Source organism: Burkholderia sp. Cy-637 (genome assembly GCF_011753175.1).
Classification (GTDB): domain Bacteria; phylum Pseudomonadota; class Gammaproteobacteria; order Burkholderiales; family Burkholderiaceae; genus Burkholderia; species Burkholderia gladioli.
In genome coordinates this window covers 1-858 of the sequence record NZ_VWWC01000404.1, presented here as the reverse complement: position 1 = coordinate 858, position 858 = coordinate 1, and the positions used below count along the sequence as shown (strand labels likewise).

General features: G+C 73.8%; 1 protein-coding gene and 1 pseudogene. Both read right to left on the bottom strand.

Annotation, left to right across the window (positions count from 1 at the left end; all coding sequences use genetic code 11):
- A partial coding sequence (locus F3J10_RS35865) for a PTS fructose-like transporter subunit IIB (RefSeq protein WP_167244070.1) occupies nt 1-694 on the bottom strand: 694 nt, incomplete at its 3' end.
- Nucleotides 682-858: pseudogene (locus tag F3J10_RS36720) on the bottom strand (1-phosphofructokinase); the annotation flags it as partial. The pseudogene F3J10_RS36720 and the gene F3J10_RS35865, both read right to left, overlap by 13 nt.

Genomic DNA, 858 nt, shown 5'->3' with positions numbered 1-858 from the left:
CGCGTTCGAGCAGCGCGGCGCCGCCGCTGATCGCGCCCTTCGTGCCGGTCTCGTAGAGCCGCTTGCCGGCGAAGCGCGACTTGTCGACCTGCGTGTCGGCGGCGATCACCACCAGGTCGGCCTCGGCGATCTGCGCCTCGCTCAGCCGGTTCTGCGCGCCCACCGAGCCCTGCGTCTCGACGTGGATCGCGTGGCCGAGCTGGCGCGCGCCCTGCGCGAGCCCCTCGGCCGCCATGAAGGTATGGGCGATGCCGGTCGGGCAGGAGGTGATCGCGACGATCTTCAGTGCACGCGCCGGCGCGGCCGTGTTCGCGACGGACTGTGTCGAAGCATCGGTTGCTTGCGCACGCATCGAAGCGGCCGGCACCGCGCCGCCCGCATCGGCCGCCGCGTGCGCGATCCGCGCCACCAACTCGTCGGCCTCGCGGATCGCTCGCTCGATCGAGACGCGATGGATCACCTTGCCGGCGAATCGCGCCTCGTCGATGCCGGCCGTGTCGTCGGCGGCGATCAGCACCGCATGCGCCGCGCCGATCTGCTCGGCCGTCAGCGGCGAGCCGATGCCCAGCGCGCTGCGCGTCTCGATCTCGAGCGTGCCGCCCAGGCGCCGCGCCGCGCGCAGCAGGGCCTGAGCCGCCATTGCCGGCGCGGCGCTGCGCTCCGGCGCCGCCACCAGTCCAATCAGTCTTTCCATGATGTCTCCGCTGCCGCGCCGCCCGCGCGGGGTCGCGCGGCGCCGTCGGCCGCGATCGTGAAGGTATCGAGTTCGACGCGCGCCGCATGCGCGTCGAGCGTTGCGTGATCCGGCAGATGCGGGCCGACGCGCGCCAGCTTGGCCGCCGCGAAGGCGCTCGCGCA